Genomic DNA, 16,023 nt, shown 5'->3' on the forward strand with positions numbered 1-16,023 from the left:
GACGGGAGGTCGACGATCGTGTTCGCACTGAATGACGACGAGCGCGCCATTACCGAAATGGCGCGCGACTTCGCCGACGAATACCTCGCCCCGAACGCCCTGGAATGGGATGAGCAGAAGCACTTTCCAGTGGATGTGCTGCGCAAGGCGGGTTCGCTCGGCATGGGTGGCATCTATATAGGCGAGGATGTCGGGGGCTCCGGACTGCGCAGGCTCGATGCCGTGCGCATCTTCGAACAACTGGCCACCGGGTGCCCGGCCATCGCGGCGTATATCTCCATCCACAACATGGTTTCGTGGATGATCGACAACTACGGCAATGCCGAGCAGCGCAACCGCTGGCTGCCCCGGCTGACCTCGATGGAATGGCTCGGCAGCTACGCGCTCACCGAACCGGGTGTCGGATCGGATGCTGCGGCCTTGAGCACCAAGGCCGTTCGCGACGGTGACGACTACTTGCTCACCGGTGTGAAGCAATTCATCTCGGGTGCGGGTAGCACCGATGTGTACGTCATCATGGCGCGCACCGGCGATGCGGGTGCTCGTGGGATTTCGGCGTTCATCGTTCCGGCCGATACCCCGGGAATTTCCTTCGGCGCCAACGAGAAGAAGATGGGTTGGAATGCCCAGCCCACTCGTCAGGTGATTCTCGACAACGCCAGGGTTCCCGCCGCCGATATGCTCGGCTTCGAGGGCAACGGCTTCCGCATTGCCATGAACGGACTCAACGGCGGTCGACTCAATATCGCCGCCTGCTCACTGGGCGGCGGCCAGGCGGCGCTCGAAAAATCCGTCGCGTACCTGGCCCAGCGCAAGGCATTCAACACCCGACTGCTGGACAACCCGGCATTGCAATTTCAGCTCGCGGATATGCGTACCGCACTGGAGGCGGCGCGGACCCTGCTGTGGCGGGCCGCGGCGGCACTGGATGCGGATGCCGATGACAAGGTCGAATTGTGCGCCATGGCAAAGCGCTTCACGACCGACGCCGGATTCGAGGTCGCGAATACGGCGCTGCAGATGCATGGCGGTTATGGATACCTGGCCGAATACGGCGTGGAAAAGATCGTCCGCGACCTGCGGGTGCACCAGATCCTGGAGGGCACCAACGAAATCATGCGGGTGGTCGTCGCCCGCTCGGTGGTAGGAGCAGCATGACCGAATCCGAAGTTCTCATCGATAAGCGCGACGGACTCGGTCTGATCACGCTGAACCGGCCCAAGGCCATCAATGCCCTGAATCATCCGATGGCCCTCGCCATTTCCGCCGCACTGCAGGTGTGGGCTGGCGACGACGAGGTGCGCACCGTCGTCGTCACCGGCGCGGGGGAGCGCGGGCTCTGCGCGGGCGGCGATATTGTCGCCATCCACCGTGACGCAGCCGCATTGGATGAGCACTCTGCCGGTGCCGCCAACGCGGATTCGGCCACCGGCCTCTTCTGGCGCGACGAGTACATCCTCAACGCCCTGATCGGCCGCTACCCGAAGCCGTATGTGGTGGTCATGGACGGCATCGTGATGGGCGGCGGCGTCGGTCTTTCCGGCCACGGCAGCCACCGGATCGTCACCGAGCGCTCCAAGATCGGTATGCCGGAGGTCGGCATCGGCTTCATTCCGGATGTCGGTGGCACCTACCTGCTCGCCCGCACGCCGGGTGAAATCGGCACGCACGTCGCACTGACCACCGCGCGGATGAGCGCCGGTGACGCCATCGCCGCGGGTTTCGCCGATTACTACGTGGCCTCGGAACATATTCCGGCACTGCTGGAAACGCTGCGGACCGAGACCGCCGAGATCGCCATCGCCAAATTCGCGACGGACGCACCGGAATCCGACCTGGCGGCCCAGCAGGACTGGATCGATGCCTGCTACAGCGCCGACACCGTCGAAGAGGTCGTCGATCGGCTGCGGACGCACGGCTCGCCGGAGGCCGCCAAGGCCGCGACCGAACTGCTCGCGAAATCACCTGTGGCACTGAAGGTGACGTTGCGTTCGCTGCGCGCGGCCAGTGCCGCGAAGAGCCTAGAGGCGGTGCTGAACGAGGAGTACCGGGTGTCCATCGCCGCGTTGGCCTCGCGCGATCTGGTCGAAGGCATCCGTGCGCAGGTGATCGATAAGGACCGTAACCCGCGATGGTCACCGGCGACGCTCGCCGATGTCACCGCCGAACAGGTCGAGGCGTACTTCGTCGAATTGGGCGATAAGGAACTGGGTTTGGAGGTAGGCAAGTGACGAAGAAGATCGGTTTCCTCGGCCTCGGCCATATGGGCGGGCCGATGGCCGCGAATCTGGTCGCGGCCGGATATGACGTGCTCGCCTTCGATCCGGTCCCCGCCGCACAGGAGCAGGCACGCAAAGACGGTGCCACCGTTGTGGATTCGGCTGCTGCGGCCGCAGCGGATCGCGATGTCGTGATCACCATGCTGCCCAATGGCAAGCTCGTCCTCGACGTCTACGCCGACCTGCTTCCCGCCGCGAATCCGGGCACCCTGTTCATCGACTGCTCCACCATCGATGTCGCCGACGCCAAGGCGGCCGCGGTTCGTGCCGTCGACGCGGGCCATCGGGCATTGGACGCTCCGGTCTCCGGTGGTGTCGCGGGTGCCGCCGCGGGCACGCTGACCTTCATGGTCGGCGGCACCGAGGCCGACTTCGCCGATGCGCTCGACGTGCTCCAGGTAATGGGCGGCAAGGTTGTGCACTGCGGCGGCTCCGGCGTCGGTCAAGCCGCGAAGATCTGCAACAACATGCTGCTCGGCATTTCGATGATCGGCCTGTCCGAGGCGCTGGTGCTCGGCGAGAAACTGGGTTTGAGCCACCAATCGTTCTTCGATGTGGTGTCCACCGCATCCGGCCAGAGTTGGGCGCTGACCAGCTACTGTCCGGTCCCCGGTCCGGTCCCGACCAGTCCGGCCAACAACGACTACCAGCCCGGTTTCGCCACGGCATTGATGACCAAGGACCTCGGCCTGGCCGCGAACGCCCTGCGCGATAACGACGTCGACGGCAAACTCGGCCTGCTCGCCGCCGAGATCTACACCCGGTTCAACCAGTCGCAGGCGGGGAAGGACTTCTCCGCTATCGTCACCGATATCCGTAACCGTTCCGATCGAGAAGGTGCCTAAGGATGGATGCATCGCGCAGCGATTCCGTGGGGGGTGGTGGTCGGGCTACGGGAGGGCCCGACTTCGAGACGATTCTGCTGGAGCGCAAGGGCCGGGTCGGATGGATCACGCTGAACCGTCCGAAGGCGCTGAACGCGCTGAACGCGCAGGTCCTCGACGATGTTATTGCCGCGCTCGGCGAACTCGAGCACGATGACGCGATCGGCGCCATTGTCATCACCGGTTCGGAGCGGGCCTTCGCGGCCGGCGCCGATATCAAGGAGATGCAGCCCAAGTCGTACATGGACATGTTCATGAACGACTACTTCGCCCGCTGGGACCGGCTGGCGCAGTTCCGCAAGCCCACCATTGCCGCCGTCGCCGGTTACGCCCTGGGGGGTGGTTGTGAGCTGGCGATGATCTGCGACATCCTGCTCGCCGCCGATAACGCGAAATTCGGTCAGCCGGAGATCAAGCTCGGCGTCATTCCGGGCATCGGCGGCTCGCAGCGCCTGACCCGCGCCGTCGGCAAGGCCAAGGCCATGGATCTGGTGCTCACCGGCCGCAATATGGATGCCGAGGAGGCCGAGCGCGCCGGTCTCGTGTCCCGCATCGTGCCCGCCGCCGAACTGCTCGACACCGCACTCGAGGTCGCCGAGACCATCGCCTCGATGTCGCTGCCGGTCACCATGATCGCCAAGGAAGCCGTGGACCGCTCCTTCGAAACCACCCTCGCCGAGGGCCTGCGCTTCGAACGCCGAGTCTTCCACTCGCTCTTCGCAATCGACGATCAGAAGGAAGGTATGAGCGCCTTCGTCGAGAAGCGTCCGGCGAAGTTCACCAACAGCTAGCGCTGCCAGCGCTGACCTACAGCACTGTGCCCGGCCGAGTGAACCTCGGGCGGGCACAGGTGTATTCGATCAGCGGCAGCCACGTCACCGGAACGATTGCGACAGAGGCGGTTCTCCAGCGCGCTCGCAACCAGGTTCAGTTGAAGGACGTCGCCGGGATTCCCGCGACTTCGATGGGGGTCGGCGCGTTGACACCACCGGGTGGTTGAGCGGCACTGTGGTCTATGGCGAGCAGTCCTGCGATGGTCGCACCCAATGCGAGCGTAACCGCAACGGCGGCAATGAGTTTGCGGCGACCGGTGGTGGTCGGCACCAATGAAGCGGTGAGCGCTCCGCTGCGTAATCGCGCCATGCGTACATCGCCGGTGGGACGTTCCGCGGCGAGCAATACCGCTCCGCGGGCCGAAACGTATTCGGGCTCCTCGTCGTAGATGACCGGGAGTTCGATCATTTCGGACAATTCTTCGCGGATATCGGGATTGCGGGTGCAGCCGCCGAGCAGGACCAGGGCCTCCGGTTGGACGCCGGTTTCCTCGATGAGTTGACGGACGAACGAGGCGGAGTGGTGGATGCCCGCGGCGCACAGTTCGGCGAGGTCGCTGCGGGTGACCACGGCACGCCCGCCGGAGTTGGCGTCCATGGCGGTGATTACCCGGGCGCTGCTGAGTTCTTCGCGGTGCCTGCGGCTGGTCAGTTTGTCGGTGAGTACGCCGCCGCGGGTCAATTGCCAGCGCAGCAGTGCGTCGTAGCCGTCGCCGCCGAGGACGGTGCTGCGTTTGCTGGACAGGATGGTGTCGGTGCGGCAGTCGGCGTGGGTGATGGTCAGGCCCGAGCTGCCGAGGTCGTAGAGGATGACCGAGCCGGTGGTGGGCAGACGGCCGGTGAAGCGCAGGTAGCGCAGCTGAGCCAGCGGTTCGTCGACGATGGCGAGCGGGGTGCGGCCCGCGGTTGTGCGGATGGCGTCGGCGTGCAGCGGGCAGCGGCAGGTCACGGCGGTTCCGGTGATCAGCTCGTCGCGCCGGTCGGCGGCCGCGCGCATCTGGCAGATCGCCTCGAAGACCGGTTCCTCGACCCCACCACCCGCCCGACGCGGTATCTGGCATCGATCAATCGGGGGGAGATGCGGCTGATCGGAATGCGTCAGCATCGCGCGGGCGCCACCAGCGCCCGCCGATACCCCCAAGACCAGCACCATGGAATCCATGGTGGACCCTTTCGCCTCCGCTGCCAAGACAACGGGGCGGAGAATTCGCTAGTTGGATGCCAGACCGTTACCGCGCGGTGGTGCGGGCCGTGTAAAGACCGACCGGTTCGGGTGTTTGGTTACTGCTCGTGTGCCGACCATCGGGCCGGTTCTTCGCCGGTGGCGAAGTCGCCTGCGGCATGGCGAAATTCCGCGAGCAACTGCAGCAGAGTATGCAGCCGATCCGGCGGAAGACCGGGAATCGCGAAGACTTTCGCGTTGAGTTCCTCGGTTGCCTCAGCAACCAATTCCCTTCCGGCAGGGGTGATTTCGATCAGGGTAGCCCGCCGATCGCTGGGGTGCGGAACCCGCTCGACCAGCTCGGCGGCCTCGAGTCGATCGACGGTATTCGTCACGCTGGTCGGGTGCACCTGGAGCCGCGCACTGGCCTTCGCCATGGGCAGTGCACCCGTCTTACTGAAAGCAAGCAGCATGAGAAGTTCATATCGAGAGAACGTCAGACCGGTCGGTTTCAAAGCCTCGTCCACCCGAGCCATCATGATTTGCTGGGCGCGAACCAGCGAGGTCACCGTCGCCATTCCGTCGGCGAAATCGCCCCAGCCGTGGCCGACCCATTGACGATGGGCCTCCTCGATCGGATCAATCGGAAGTGGACGTGGCCGCGACATGGTCTTGATCATTCCACGTTCGGCCGCCGCTGCGGATCTTCTCCCGGCCGGTGAGCGCGGCAGTGGTCGCATCCGGACGGGTGGTCGAGATTCGGGCATCATCGGTTCGGATCACACTGAGTGCAACCGTGGGCATTTCGATGCGGCCCCGGCAATATTCATGGCGAGGCGGGCGTGGCTGAGTGGTTGAGGCAACGGTCTGCAAAGCCGTTTACGCGGGTTCAATTCCCGCCGCTCGCTCCAAATGAGGGTGCCTTCGCCGGCGACTGCTCGCAGGTCGCTCGAATGGCCAGCCATGGGTGCCCGGCCCGGTGACACGCCACCGCCGGGCCGGGTGTCCGTGGTTCAGGCCGCTTCGAAGGCCACGGCGTTTCCGAGCACTTCAAGGCGGACACGCTCGCCCGCGGTCGGCGCCGCAACGCTGGCACGGCGCACCCGCACCGGATCGATATCGCCGTCCAGCGCGATCGTCAGCATCACATCGGCCCCGCGGAACTCGACATCCCGCACCATTCCGCTACTCGGTTCGTTGCCCGAAACCACCTGCGCCACAAGCTGTTCCGGACGGAACATAATGGTCGCCGACCCGGTCGGCGCGGACTTCTGCACCGGTACCCGGCCGAGCGCACATTTGGCCACATTGCCGTCGACCACCGCATCGAGTAGCACACAATCACCGAGGAATTTGGCGGTGAACAGATCAGTGGGCGCGGCGTAGACCTCTTCCGGCGCGCCGACCTGGGTGAATACCCCCTCGCGCATGACCGCGACCTGTTCGGCGAAGCAGAGCGCCTCCTCCTGGTCGTGGGTGACCAAGATGCTCGTCATGCCCGCCGCACGCAGCGTCTCGGCAACGGCCTGCCTGGTGGTGGCCCGCAACCCGGCATCGAGTGCGCTGAACGGCTCGTCCAGCAGCATCACATTGGGTTTGCGGGCGAGCGCGCGTGCGAGCGCGACGCGCTGCTGCTGGCCGCCGGAGAGCTGATGGGGGCGGCGGTCGGCGTAGGACGGATCGAGCGAGACCATCTCCAGCAGTTCGTTCACCCGATTCCGACCGCGTCGTAGCCCGCAGAATCCGCTGCGCAGGCCGTAGGCGATGTTCTGGCCGACGGTCAAATGTGGGAACAGCGCACCGTCCTGTGCGACGTAACCGACATTGCGCCGCTGCGGCGGCACCGAAAACCGGTCGCGGGTCACGGTTTCCGTGCCGATGGCGACCGAACCCGTGTCCGGAGCCTCGAAGCCGGCGATCACCCGCAATAGTGTGGTCTTTCCGCATCCGGATGAGCCGACCACTGCGGTCGAACTGCCGTTCGGCACTTCGAGATTGATCCCGCCGAGTACCCGGTGGTAGCCGAACGTCTTCGAAACATCCGCCACGACAAGCCGACTCATAACCCGGCCGCCTTCCTGGATTGGGTGAACAGCAGATACGTCACCGGCACCGCCGCGACGATCATGATGAGTGCATAGGGTGCCGCCGCCGCATAGTCCAGTTCGCCCGACAGCGACCAGAATCGCATTGCCAGTGTGCGAGTTCCGCTGGGCGCCAACAGCAATGTCGCGGTCAATTCGGTCGCGACCGCAACGAATACCAGTGCACCGGCGGAGGCCGCGGCGGGGGCGGTCAACCGCAGCGTGACGCGCAGAAAGGTGACCGGCCCCGACTGACCGAGCGAGCGCGATACCTCCTCCAGTCCGACCGGCACCTGCGCCAGCCCGGCCCGCACGCTGACCAGCGCCCGCGGCAGAAACATCAACACATATGCGGCCACGACCATGGTCACCGTCTGATACAGCGGTGGCGCCCACCGAATCGTGACCGTCACCATGGCCAGCGCGATCACAATGCCGGGCAGGGAACTCGTAATGTAGTTGGCGCCCTCCACCATTCGGGCGAATGCCGAGGTCGAGCGCACCGCGATCCAAGCCACCGGGAACGCGCACAGCGTGGTGAGCAGTGCGGCCATCGCCGCAAGCGCGATGGTCTGCCCGAGGGCCGTACCGATTTCGGTGAAATCCCAGACCTGCGCACCGCCGATGCGCAGCCAGCGCACGATGGTCCACAGCGGCACTCCGATCGAGCCCACGACCACCGCGGTCAATGCGAGCAGAACCGGAACCGTGCTGGGCCCCAACGCAACCCGGGCAGCGGCCCGAGGTGCACCGCTGCCGATCCTGGCGTAACGCCCCTTACCGCGCGCCCCCGCCTCGGCCGCGAGCAACACCAGACAGCACAGCACCAGCACACCGGCCAACATGCTGCCCGCCGGACCGGCGAAGCTGGATTGGTACTGCTCGAAGATCGCGGTCGTGAACGTATCGAACCGGATCATCACGAACGCGCCGTATTCGGCGAGCAGATGCAGCGAAATGAGCAGTCCGCCGCCGAGAATCGCCAATCGCAACTGCGGCAAGACGATTCGGGTGAATACCGCGACCGGACCGGAACCCAGCGCCCGCGCCGATTCCTCCACTGCCGGATCGAGGCGGCGCAGTGTGGCCGACGCCGGCAGATACACCAGCGGGAAATACGACATTGTGGAGATCACCACTCCCGCCCACAGCCCGTGCATGGTCGGGAAAACGCTGACCCAGCCGTAGCTGTTCACGAACGCCGGCACCGCGAGTGGCGCCGCGAATACCGGCCCCCACCACGCCGCGCCCGGCACATTCGTACGCTCCACCACCCAGGCCAGTCCGACCCCGAGCACCACGCAGATCGGGACGGTGACGATCACCAGGCCGACCGTATTGCGCAGCAGGTCACCGACTCTCGGCCGGAACACCAGTTCGGCAGCCTCGTGCAGGCCGGTGGAGAAGACCGTGGACACGATGTAGCCGAGCGGCACGAACGTCGCAGCCACCAATAGCAGCGCGACGGTCGTGACGAGTAGCCCGGGTCTTCCAACCCGGGGTGCGGCGACAGCGGTCCGGAGGGCCATGACTAGAGCAGACCCGCCTCGGTCATCAGCGCCGTCACCTTCTTGGCATCGAGCTTGCTCGGGTCGACGGCCGGCGCCTGCAGTGAGGCCAGCGACGGCAGCGCCGGATTGGCCGCGACATCACTGGCGACCGGGTACTCCAACGAGGTGCCGTCGCGCAGGATCTCCTGCCCGGCCTTGGAGGTGATGAACGCCAGGAACTTCTGCGCCGACTCCTGCTTCTTGCTCGACTTCAGCACACCGCCACCGGACACCGAGACGAAAGCGCCCGGATCCTGCTTCTTGAAGTAGTGCAGCCCGGTGTGGCTGCTGCTCTCCTTGGTATTGGCCTGATCGCGGTACCAGTAGTAGTGGTAGATCACCCCGCCGTCGGGCTGACCGGAGTCGACCGCCTTCATGGTGGCGACATTGTTCGGGAATGCGGTGGCGTTGTCCTTCATGCCCTTGAGCCACGCCTTCGTGGCGTCCTCGCCCTCGAGCGTCAGCAGGGCCGCCACGATGGCCTGGAAGTCCGCCCCGGAAACGCCCGCGCCCCAGCGTCCCTTCCACTGCGGCTGCGCCAGATCGAGCAGTGATGCGGGCAGCTGATCGGCCGCGATCTTGTCCTTGTTGTAGACGAAAACCGTTGAGCGGGCGGCGATTCCGGTCCACTTGCCGGTGGAGGGACGGAATTGCGCGGGTACCTGGTCCAGCGTCGCCTTATCGACATCGGCGAAGAGTCCGGCGTTCTCGACAAGCGCCATGGCGGGGGAGTTCTCGGTGAGGAAGACATCCGCGGGGGAGGCCGCGCCCTCGGCGACCAGCTGATTGCCCAGAGCGGTGTCACCGCCCTGGCGCAGGGTGACCTTGACGCCGGTCTCTTTGGTGAACGCGTCCACCCATTCCTTGGTCAGGGATTCGTGCTGGGCGTTGTAGACGGTGATCTCGTTCTTGTCGTCCGAGGAATTGGAACAGGCGGTCACGCCGAGCGCCGCGACAGCGACGGCCAGCGCTGCGGAAATCGCTTTCCATCTGATCGACATGTTCGAGTCCTTCCGACGTGCAAGGTTCCACTTCATATGATGAGGCTTACCTAAGCAAGATACCGCGTCCGAACTGCGGCGATGGTATCGGTACGGCTGCGACGGCGGGCCGGTCAGGACAGGCCCGAGAAGTCCCGCAGCACAACGTGATTGCGGTCGGTGCAGGTGCCGAGCGTGTAATCCGGCAGCAGGCCGAAGTATTCGCCTCGGGTGGTCGCACTCCAGCGACGCGCGGCCGCGGTGCGGGTCTTGTAGAAGTTGATCATGTACCCGCCCTCGTATAGGCGCAGCAGGCTGTAGCCGCCCGGATACTCCTTGACCGCCGCAACTTCCAGGAATTCCACCGCGGCACCGGTGTCGGGACGGGTGCGGCGGTTGCGGTGGGTATGGCCGCTGTGCTGCAGGAATACCCCGGGTGCGCGCTCGTAGAGCGTCTGGAGTTCGATGCTGTCGGGGCGATTGAGGACGAAACCTGGTCCAGCGGTATTGGTCAGTCCGGCTTCGACCGTCACCGGGTGATGTCCGAAGACCAGCGTCGGACGATCCGGATCTTCGCGAAGCAGTTCACCGAGCCGGTCGAATTGCGGGCGTTCGATGCTGCCGCCCGAACCGTCGAGTTCACTGGTATCCAGGCCGAGCAGCCGCAGGCCGCCCAACTCGTGCTCGATCAACTGCTGGCGCGGATCGAATTCCTCGGCCCAGCAATCGTAATGATCCGCGGGTGCCGGAATGCAGCCCTGGTATTCCGAGCCGACATGCGGACGGTCGTGGTTGCCGCGCACAGCGAGGTAGTCGCTGCCCTGCGCGCCCCAGGAGTCCAGGCGTCTGCGAACCGAGCGCGTCTGCTCCGGCTTCGCCTCGGCGGTCAGATCACCCGCGATGAGCAGGATGTCGGCCTCGCGGTCGGGGCGGCGCAGATCATCGAGCAGGGCCGCCAGCATCACCTCCGGATAGGACGGCAGACCCGGCTCCTGCCGGAAACCCGGCGGCATGTTGGCGACGACGAGGCCGCTGACCTCTTCGCCGTAGTGCACGTCATTGGCGAGGGCGAGGGTGCGAAACGGGCGGCCGGGCGGCGGTGTCAGGGTGGTGAATTCGCCGGTGGATTCCGGACTTCCGGGGGATCGGGTGGTCAGTGATAGTGCGGGCACGGCTCGGGCACCGTTCGACCATGCCTCGAATCGGTAGGCACAGCCCGGTTCGAGACCATCGATCTCCGCATAGTGGAACGGGGTGCGCTCGTCATCGGCATGGACAATGGCCAGCGCTGAATCGGCCGGACCGAGCCGCACTTCGGCGTCCGTGTCGACCGGCAGCAATCGACCGCTCGGATCCGGGGTCACCGTCGTCCAGGTGAGAATCACCGAACGATCGGTGACCGTGACGACCTCCAGATCGGTCGCGAAGAGCGGATCCGCTTGGGCGCGAACCGAACCCGGATCCGCGAGACTCGCGAGCGCGGCCAACCCGATGGCGCTGAGGAAGGTCCGACGCGACGGTCCGCAGCAGCTCATCCGACGAGGTTACGTCAGTTCTTACCCGACTCCGCCGAGCAGACCTTCCACTTTCCGTCTTCCTTGCGCAGGTGCTCGGTGGTGCCCGTATCGGTATCCGGGGTCTCTCCCGGGACGGTCAGCGTGAGTTTGCCGGTGATCCGGGCCGTCGCACGGTCACCGGTGACGACGATGTCATCGATCTTGTCGATGTTGACCTCGATTTTGGCAGTATCGAATTCCTTCTTCTGCTCATCGGTCAGCGTATCGAATTCGGCACGGTCGGCCGCGCATGCCTTGTCCGCCGCGGCGGCGAAACCGTGCGACTCGAGCGTGTCGTAAAAGTCGTGGATGGCCACCTGGATCTTCTTATCGTCCGAAGCCAGCGGCGTCTTACCCTGCACGGTCAGCACCACGCCTGCGGCGACCGCACCCGCAATGACGAGTACCAGCACCAACAGGCCGATGATCAGCCCGGTCCTGCGCTTCTTCGGCGGCGGATACCCCGGCTGTTGATAACCACCAGGCGGCGGATACCCCTGCTGCGGTCCATACCCTTGACCACCCGGCTGCGGATAACCCCCGTGCTGCGGTCCATACCCCTGACCACCCGGCGGATAACCCCCTTGCTGCGGATACCCCGGCCCACCCTGCTGCGGATAGCCATACGGCTGCTGCGGCTGCCCCCGCTGCTCCCCGAACGGCGGTTGCCCACCCGGCGGATATGTCATGTCCCGTCCTCCCACTCACCCCATCTGTGTGTGAGATTACGGCAACTCGGCCCACCCGACCGGACACCGATCGCGACAGCCCAACACCGATCGACGGAGGTGGCGGGAGCGGTCCGGTTCTGGACATCTGCCGCGTAACCAACTGCCGGGATGCGGTCGTCGGCCAGTTCGGCGGCGAGGCGGTCGAGCTTGTCCTGGGAGCGGGCGATCAACGCGACGGAGAATCCTTCGCGTCCGAATCGGCGGCCGGTGGCCATGCCGAGTCCCGAGCCTGCGCCGACGATCGCGATCGTTGTCATCGTGGTCCTAAGTTTGTAGGTGTCTGGGGTTGGTGCCCTGGATGCCCAGGGCGGTGGGGTGTGGCTGATGTTTGCTTGCAGCTGTTGTGGCTCCGAAGGAATGGCCGCCCCACCGTGCTGGACGCTCCGGCCACTGATTGAGATCTGATGCGGTTCGTCGCTGGTTAGGGACCTGATGGCGGGGTTGTCCACGGGCTACGGTCGCGGGAACGGGAGTGTGGGAGTGGCGCTGCGCCAACGGATTTGGGTGGGTATCGATGTCTGCAAGGCCACTCATCACGTGTGCGTGATGGATGAGTCCGGCAAGGTGTGCTGGTCGGGCAAACTCGCCAACGATCAACGGGCGATCGAGGCGCAGCATCGGGCATGGGGAGATGGTCTCGATGTCGTTGAAGGGGTAGAAGTTGAGGAACTCGACGTTGCTCGACAGCGTCAATGTCCGACGAAGGGGTCGACCTCTTCACTGGGGCATTTGCTCTGGCCAGATCGAAATCCCACACTTCGCGGCATATGCCTGGTGTGACGACGAAGAGGTGTTGTTAACCAACCTGTCGCCGCGCGGTGAATCGGTCCAGGCGCTCTAATGTCCGTGGCATGGTGCAGACGACCCCGTGGAGCGCGCGGAAGATACCGGACCGGTTGCCTGGTCGCGTGTCCGGTCGGGGGGAAGCGGCAGGCAAGCGAATCCGCCGCGGTATTCGCGTCTCGGTAGCTTCGGGCCGCGACAACGCGGGCTATTTGTGCGCTGCGATAGGCAGTACGGCCACACTGGCGCTTTTGTTCGATCCGTGGCTGGTGGCAAACGGCCCAGACGGTACGACCCGCACCAATGCTTTCGGTCGGATTTCGGCAACTAGCTCGATGGCGGGGCTCTGGTCGTCGACGCCCCCTTCCATCGTGTCGGTCAGTGGATTGTGGGGCCTGCTGGCTAGCGCCGCAGCCGTCGTGACCGTGTCTGCCATCGCAATCAACTTCCGCCGCCGCAACCGCGCGCTGGGATATCTCGCGGTCGCCGCATCGGTCGCGACCGCAGCATTCGTCCTGGTCTGCCTGATCTATCTCCACGGGCAAGGGCCAGCGCTGCGCTCCATGGCCGGTGCGGGGCCGCCGCGCGATCCTGGCACCCAGATCGGCTTGATCATCCGCGCGGCCGCGGGTAACGGCGCGTACCCAGTTCCCGGGCTCCGCGCAGTTTCCTACAGCACAGCGAACTTCACAACACAGGCGCTTCTCGCCGGGGCAATCTCGGTCGTTTCAGCCGTCGCGGCCGTCGCGCAATGGCGCCGTGACACCGATACAGCATGAAATCTATCGCATTTGAATACCGTTGGGAGCCTGGCGTTTCGCTGCACAATACGCACACCACTGGCTGCTGACTCTGGCCGCCGCGCAGCGCACCGCCCGTGCTGCGATCATTCGCACACAACAGCAACGCCGTGAACGTGGGATCGCTGCCGGCGTTCCATGTTCTACGGGCCCTCGGCGGGCGTGTCGAACATGGGATCGGGAACGACCTGCGGCGGCGAGCGAATCGCCGATATCATGGCGACGCTGGCCCGCACCGCTGGAACTCGACCCCCGTGACTACGATTCGTGGTCTTGGTTCCTGGTGTTCCCGAATCCCGTTGTCGCGGATACCGGATATCCGCTTGACGTGCGCGCATGGGCGAAATCGCAGCTGAACGGTGAAATGGTGCCCTCGAGGAATCGAACCTGCGACGCTTAAAACCATCCTGGCCTGCGGAAACGCAGTCGAATGTCGGTGCCCTCGGCAGGATTCGAACCTGCGGCCTTCTGCTCCGGAGGCAGACGCTCTATCCCCTGAGCTACGAGGGCGGGATAGGTTTCGAACAGTGCCGGTGGAGGCGGCCGTTCGGGCGGGGCCAAGCGTATCGCATTGCGGGGCGTCCGCCAAAAAATATGTCGGACCGGGGAGTTTCGGTTCCGCGGCCCGACACGATGGATCAGTTCTGCGGCAGTGGTTTCGCGTTGCGGGCGGTCAGCATGGTGGTGATGAGTTGTGCTTCGCCCTGCTGGGTGGTCGCCATGGCGGACGCGAGTGTGCGCACCGCGGTGGTTTCGGCGTGCTGGGCGGCGTATTGGGTCATCGAGAGTCCGCCCTGATGGTGGCGCAGCATCAGTTGCAGGAACATCGTGTCCAGCGTGGTACCGGTGGCCTGGCGCAGCGCGGTTACCTCCGCGGTAGTCGCCATGCCCGGCATGGAAGCCGATGGGCCGGACATTGCGTGGTCGGCGGTAGCGCCGGAATGCGAATGGCCTGACTGTTCGGTCATCCAGCCCATATAGCCGTCCACATTCTGGTTCGGTTTACCCCACATCTGCAGCCAGCCCTGCATTCGGCCGATCTGTTCCTGCTGGGTGGTCAGAATGTCGTAGGCCAGCCTGCGCACATCGTTGTCGGTAGAAGCGATGAGCGCGATACCCGCCATTTCGACGGCCTGCGCGTGGTGTGCCGACATGTCCTGGCTGAATCCGATATCGACCGCGCCGGGATCGGGTTCGCTATTACTGTCCAGCGGTAGCCGGGCCAGTACGCCGACCGCGAAGCCGATCAGCAGGATGCCGATCGCACCGAGCACCAGTAGCGGAGTGCGCTGCCGCCGCGCCTGCGCACCCAAACCCGTGGAATCGTCGGCCACGTCCGGCTCGATTTCGGTATCCACGGGCATTACTGACCTTCCGTCGGCTGGGTCGGAATTCCGTTGGGCACGCCGGGGATATTCGGTACTCCCGGAATGCTCGGCATACCGGGCAGACCACCCGCGGCACCGCCGAGTTCGGTCTGGTCCTGGGACAGGCCCTTACCGTCCATCGGCACCGCATCCGGTCCGGGCGGCGTCGGGTCGTACGGCGTCGGGTTGTTCGCGTCGAACGCGGGGTTCGAGCAGCTCGCGCCCACCTCGGGGTAGGCGTATTGGTTCGCGCGCAAGGCGGTGATGAACTGGTTGACCCGCTTGTCGTCGGCGCTGTCCAGCTTCAGCTGATGTCCCCAGGACTGCAGCGATATCGCCGAGGCCAGTCCGGGGAACGGCGACATCAACGTGAACGGCTTGCCTTCGACCTTCTGCTTCAGCGTGTCGATGCCCGCCGCGTCGACCTTGTCGGGGTTGTAGGCGATCCAGACCGCACCGTGCTCGAGCGAGTGCACCGCGTTCTCGACTCGGACCGGCTTGCTATAGACCACGCCCATGCAGTTCGCCCAGACCTGATCGTGCGGACCGCCGAACGGCGGGGTCTGGTCGTACGCGACGCGCTGCGTACCCGCGACGTGCAGTCCCGCCGGGTAGTCCTTCTTGGTCACCCCGGCGATCTGATCCGACGGATCCTTCTTCTGCGCACTCGGCGTGAATTTCTCGAGTTCGGCCTTGTCCCGATACTTCGGCACCAGGCTGAACGCGAGCGCACCGATCAACGCGATGATCACCACGGCGGCTCCGATGACCAACCAGGGGATCTGGCGCTTTTTCAACGGGCCCTTGCCCATCGGAACCTTGCCGCCGCCTTTTTTCCGCGACGGTGCGACCTTCCCTGCGGCCCGGACGGCCTTGGCCGATTTGGCGCTCGTGCTGCTCGGCATAGCTCGCTGTGCTCTTTCCACGTATTGATCCACGGTGCTGGGTGGTTGCGGAGGGCTCCGCCGAGGTGCCCACTCGAGGCGTACACCTGCCCAGACCATAGGATAGAGA

The 16,023-nt window shown here is 65.2% G+C and carries 16 protein-coding genes and 2 tRNA genes; 7 read left to right on the top strand and 11 right to left on the bottom strand.

Annotated features, from left to right (window positions below; translation table 11 throughout):
• Window positions 1-18: 18 nt before the first annotated feature.
• Genes ACIBJI_RS19540 through ACIBJI_RS19555 form a run of 4 tightly spaced genes read left to right on the top strand, consistent with a single transcriptional unit; the run spans window position 19 to window position 3,954 of the window.
• On the top strand, window positions 19-1,158 hold the full coding sequence (locus ACIBJI_RS19540; RefSeq protein WP_397085108.1) for an acyl-CoA dehydrogenase family protein: 1,140 nt from the start codon (window positions 19-21) through the stop codon (window positions 1,156-1,158).
• Window positions 1,155-2,231 carry an enoyl-CoA hydratase/isomerase family protein gene (locus tag ACIBJI_RS19545; protein ID WP_397085110.1) on the top strand — a complete coding sequence of 359 codons (1,077 nt, stop codon included), beginning with the start codon at window positions 1,155-1,157 and terminating at the stop codon, window positions 2,229-2,231. Before ACIBJI_RS19540 ends, ACIBJI_RS19545 begins: the two co-directional genes overlap by 4 nt.
• On the top strand, window positions 2,228-3,124 hold the full coding sequence (mmsB, locus tag ACIBJI_RS19550) for a 3-hydroxyisobutyrate dehydrogenase (protein ID WP_397085112.1): 897 nt from the start codon (window positions 2,228-2,230) through the stop codon (window positions 3,122-3,124). The genes ACIBJI_RS19545 and mmsB overlap by 4 nt, the downstream gene beginning before the upstream one ends.
• Window positions 3,125-3,126: 2 nt before the next feature.
• Complete coding sequence (locus ACIBJI_RS19555) at window positions 3,127-3,954, top strand: enoyl-CoA hydratase (protein WP_364355092.1); 828 nt, start codon at window positions 3,127-3,129, stop codon at window positions 3,952-3,954.
• A 136-nt stretch (window positions 3,955-4,090) separates the two neighbouring features.
• On the opposite strand, the gene ACIBJI_RS19560 is transcribed toward ACIBJI_RS19555, so the two are convergent.
• Window positions 4,091-5,158: an Hsp70 family protein gene (locus tag ACIBJI_RS19560; protein ID WP_396957581.1), complete on the bottom strand. Its 1,068-nt coding sequence runs from the start codon at window positions 5,156-5,158 to the stop codon at window positions 4,091-4,093.
• A 119-nt stretch (window positions 5,159-5,277) separates the two neighbouring features.
• Window positions 5,278-5,826 (bottom strand): MarR family transcriptional regulator, encoded by a 549-nt coding sequence (locus ACIBJI_RS19565; RefSeq protein WP_364355086.1) that lies wholly within the window; start codon window positions 5,824-5,826, stop codon window positions 5,278-5,280.
• 168 nt (window positions 5,827-5,994) lie between these two features.
• On the opposite strand from ACIBJI_RS19565, the gene ACIBJI_RS19570 reads away from it, so the two are divergent.
• A tRNA-Cys gene (locus tag ACIBJI_RS19570) sits at window positions 5,995-6,069 on the top strand.
• 102 nt (window positions 6,070-6,171) lie between these two features.
• Here the strand turns inward: ACIBJI_RS19570 and ACIBJI_RS19575 are convergent.
• The 6 genes from ACIBJI_RS19575 to ACIBJI_RS19600 form a co-directional block, all read right to left on the bottom strand.
• Window positions 6,172-7,221 (bottom strand): ABC transporter ATP-binding protein, encoded by a 1,050-nt coding sequence (locus tag ACIBJI_RS19575; protein ID WP_364355083.1) that lies wholly within the window; start codon window positions 7,219-7,221, stop codon window positions 6,172-6,174.
• Window positions 7,218-8,771, bottom strand: a complete 1,554-nt coding sequence (locus ACIBJI_RS19580; RefSeq protein ID WP_364355080.1) for an iron ABC transporter permease — start codon at window positions 8,769-8,771, stop codon at window positions 7,218-7,220. Before ACIBJI_RS19580 ends, ACIBJI_RS19575 begins: the two co-directional genes overlap by 4 nt.
• 2 nt (window positions 8,772-8,773) lie before the next feature.
• The gene (locus tag ACIBJI_RS19585; RefSeq protein ID WP_397085115.1) at window positions 8,774-9,793 is read right to left on the bottom strand and encodes an iron ABC transporter substrate-binding protein; all 1,020 of its coding nucleotides are present in this window, start codon (window positions 9,791-9,793) and stop codon (window positions 8,774-8,776) included.
• Between the two features lie 113 nt (window positions 9,794-9,906).
• On the bottom strand, window positions 9,907-11,307 hold the full coding sequence (locus ACIBJI_RS19590; protein WP_397085117.1) for a metallophosphoesterase: 1,401 nt from the start codon (window positions 11,305-11,307) through the stop codon (window positions 9,907-9,909).
• 14 nt (window positions 11,308-11,321) lie between these two features.
• Window positions 11,322-12,017: a hypothetical protein gene (locus ACIBJI_RS19595; RefSeq protein WP_364355071.1), complete on the bottom strand. Its 696-nt coding sequence runs from the start codon at window positions 12,015-12,017 to the stop codon at window positions 11,322-11,324.
• Entirely contained in the window at window positions 12,014-12,316 is a 303-nt protein-coding gene (locus tag ACIBJI_RS19600; RefSeq protein WP_397085119.1) for an SDR family NAD(P)-dependent oxidoreductase, read from the bottom strand. The genes ACIBJI_RS19595 and ACIBJI_RS19600 overlap by 4 nt, the downstream gene beginning before the upstream one ends.
• A 247-nt stretch (window positions 12,317-12,563) precedes the next feature.
• Between ACIBJI_RS19600 and ACIBJI_RS19605 the strand changes: the two genes are divergently transcribed.
• Together ACIBJI_RS19605 and ACIBJI_RS19610 are read left to right on the top strand one after the other, a co-directional pair.
• The gene (locus tag ACIBJI_RS19605) at window positions 12,564-12,839 is read left to right on the top strand and encodes a transposase (protein WP_397085121.1); all 276 of its coding nucleotides are present in this window, start codon (window positions 12,564-12,566) and stop codon (window positions 12,837-12,839) included.
• 254 nt (window positions 12,840-13,093) lie between these two features.
• A complete protein-coding gene (locus ACIBJI_RS19610; RefSeq protein ID WP_364355065.1) occupies window positions 13,094-13,621 on the top strand; it encodes a hypothetical protein in 528 nt (175 codons plus the stop codon).
• Window positions 13,622-14,079: 458 nt separating this feature from the next.
• Here the strand turns inward: ACIBJI_RS19610 and ACIBJI_RS19615 are convergent.
• From ACIBJI_RS19615 to ACIBJI_RS19625, 3 genes are all read right to left on the bottom strand, one after another.
• Window positions 14,080-14,152 (bottom strand) — tRNA-Arg (locus ACIBJI_RS19615).
• A 128-nt stretch (window positions 14,153-14,280) separates the two neighbouring features.
• Window positions 14,281-15,006: a DUF305 domain-containing protein gene (locus ACIBJI_RS19620; protein ID WP_364355062.1), complete on the bottom strand. Its 726-nt coding sequence runs from the start codon at window positions 15,004-15,006 to the stop codon at window positions 14,281-14,283.
• Window positions 15,006-15,914, bottom strand: a complete 909-nt coding sequence (locus ACIBJI_RS19625) for a DUF3105 domain-containing protein (protein WP_364355059.1) — start codon at window positions 15,912-15,914, stop codon at window positions 15,006-15,008. Before ACIBJI_RS19625 ends, ACIBJI_RS19620 begins: the two co-directional genes overlap by 1 nt.
• Between the last annotated feature and the right edge of the window lie 109 nt (window positions 15,915-16,023).

Origin of the sequence: Nocardia sp. NPDC050408 (assembly GCF_044458905.1) — a bacterium.
Lineage (GTDB): Bacteria > Actinomycetota > Actinomycetes > Mycobacteriales > Mycobacteriaceae > Nocardia.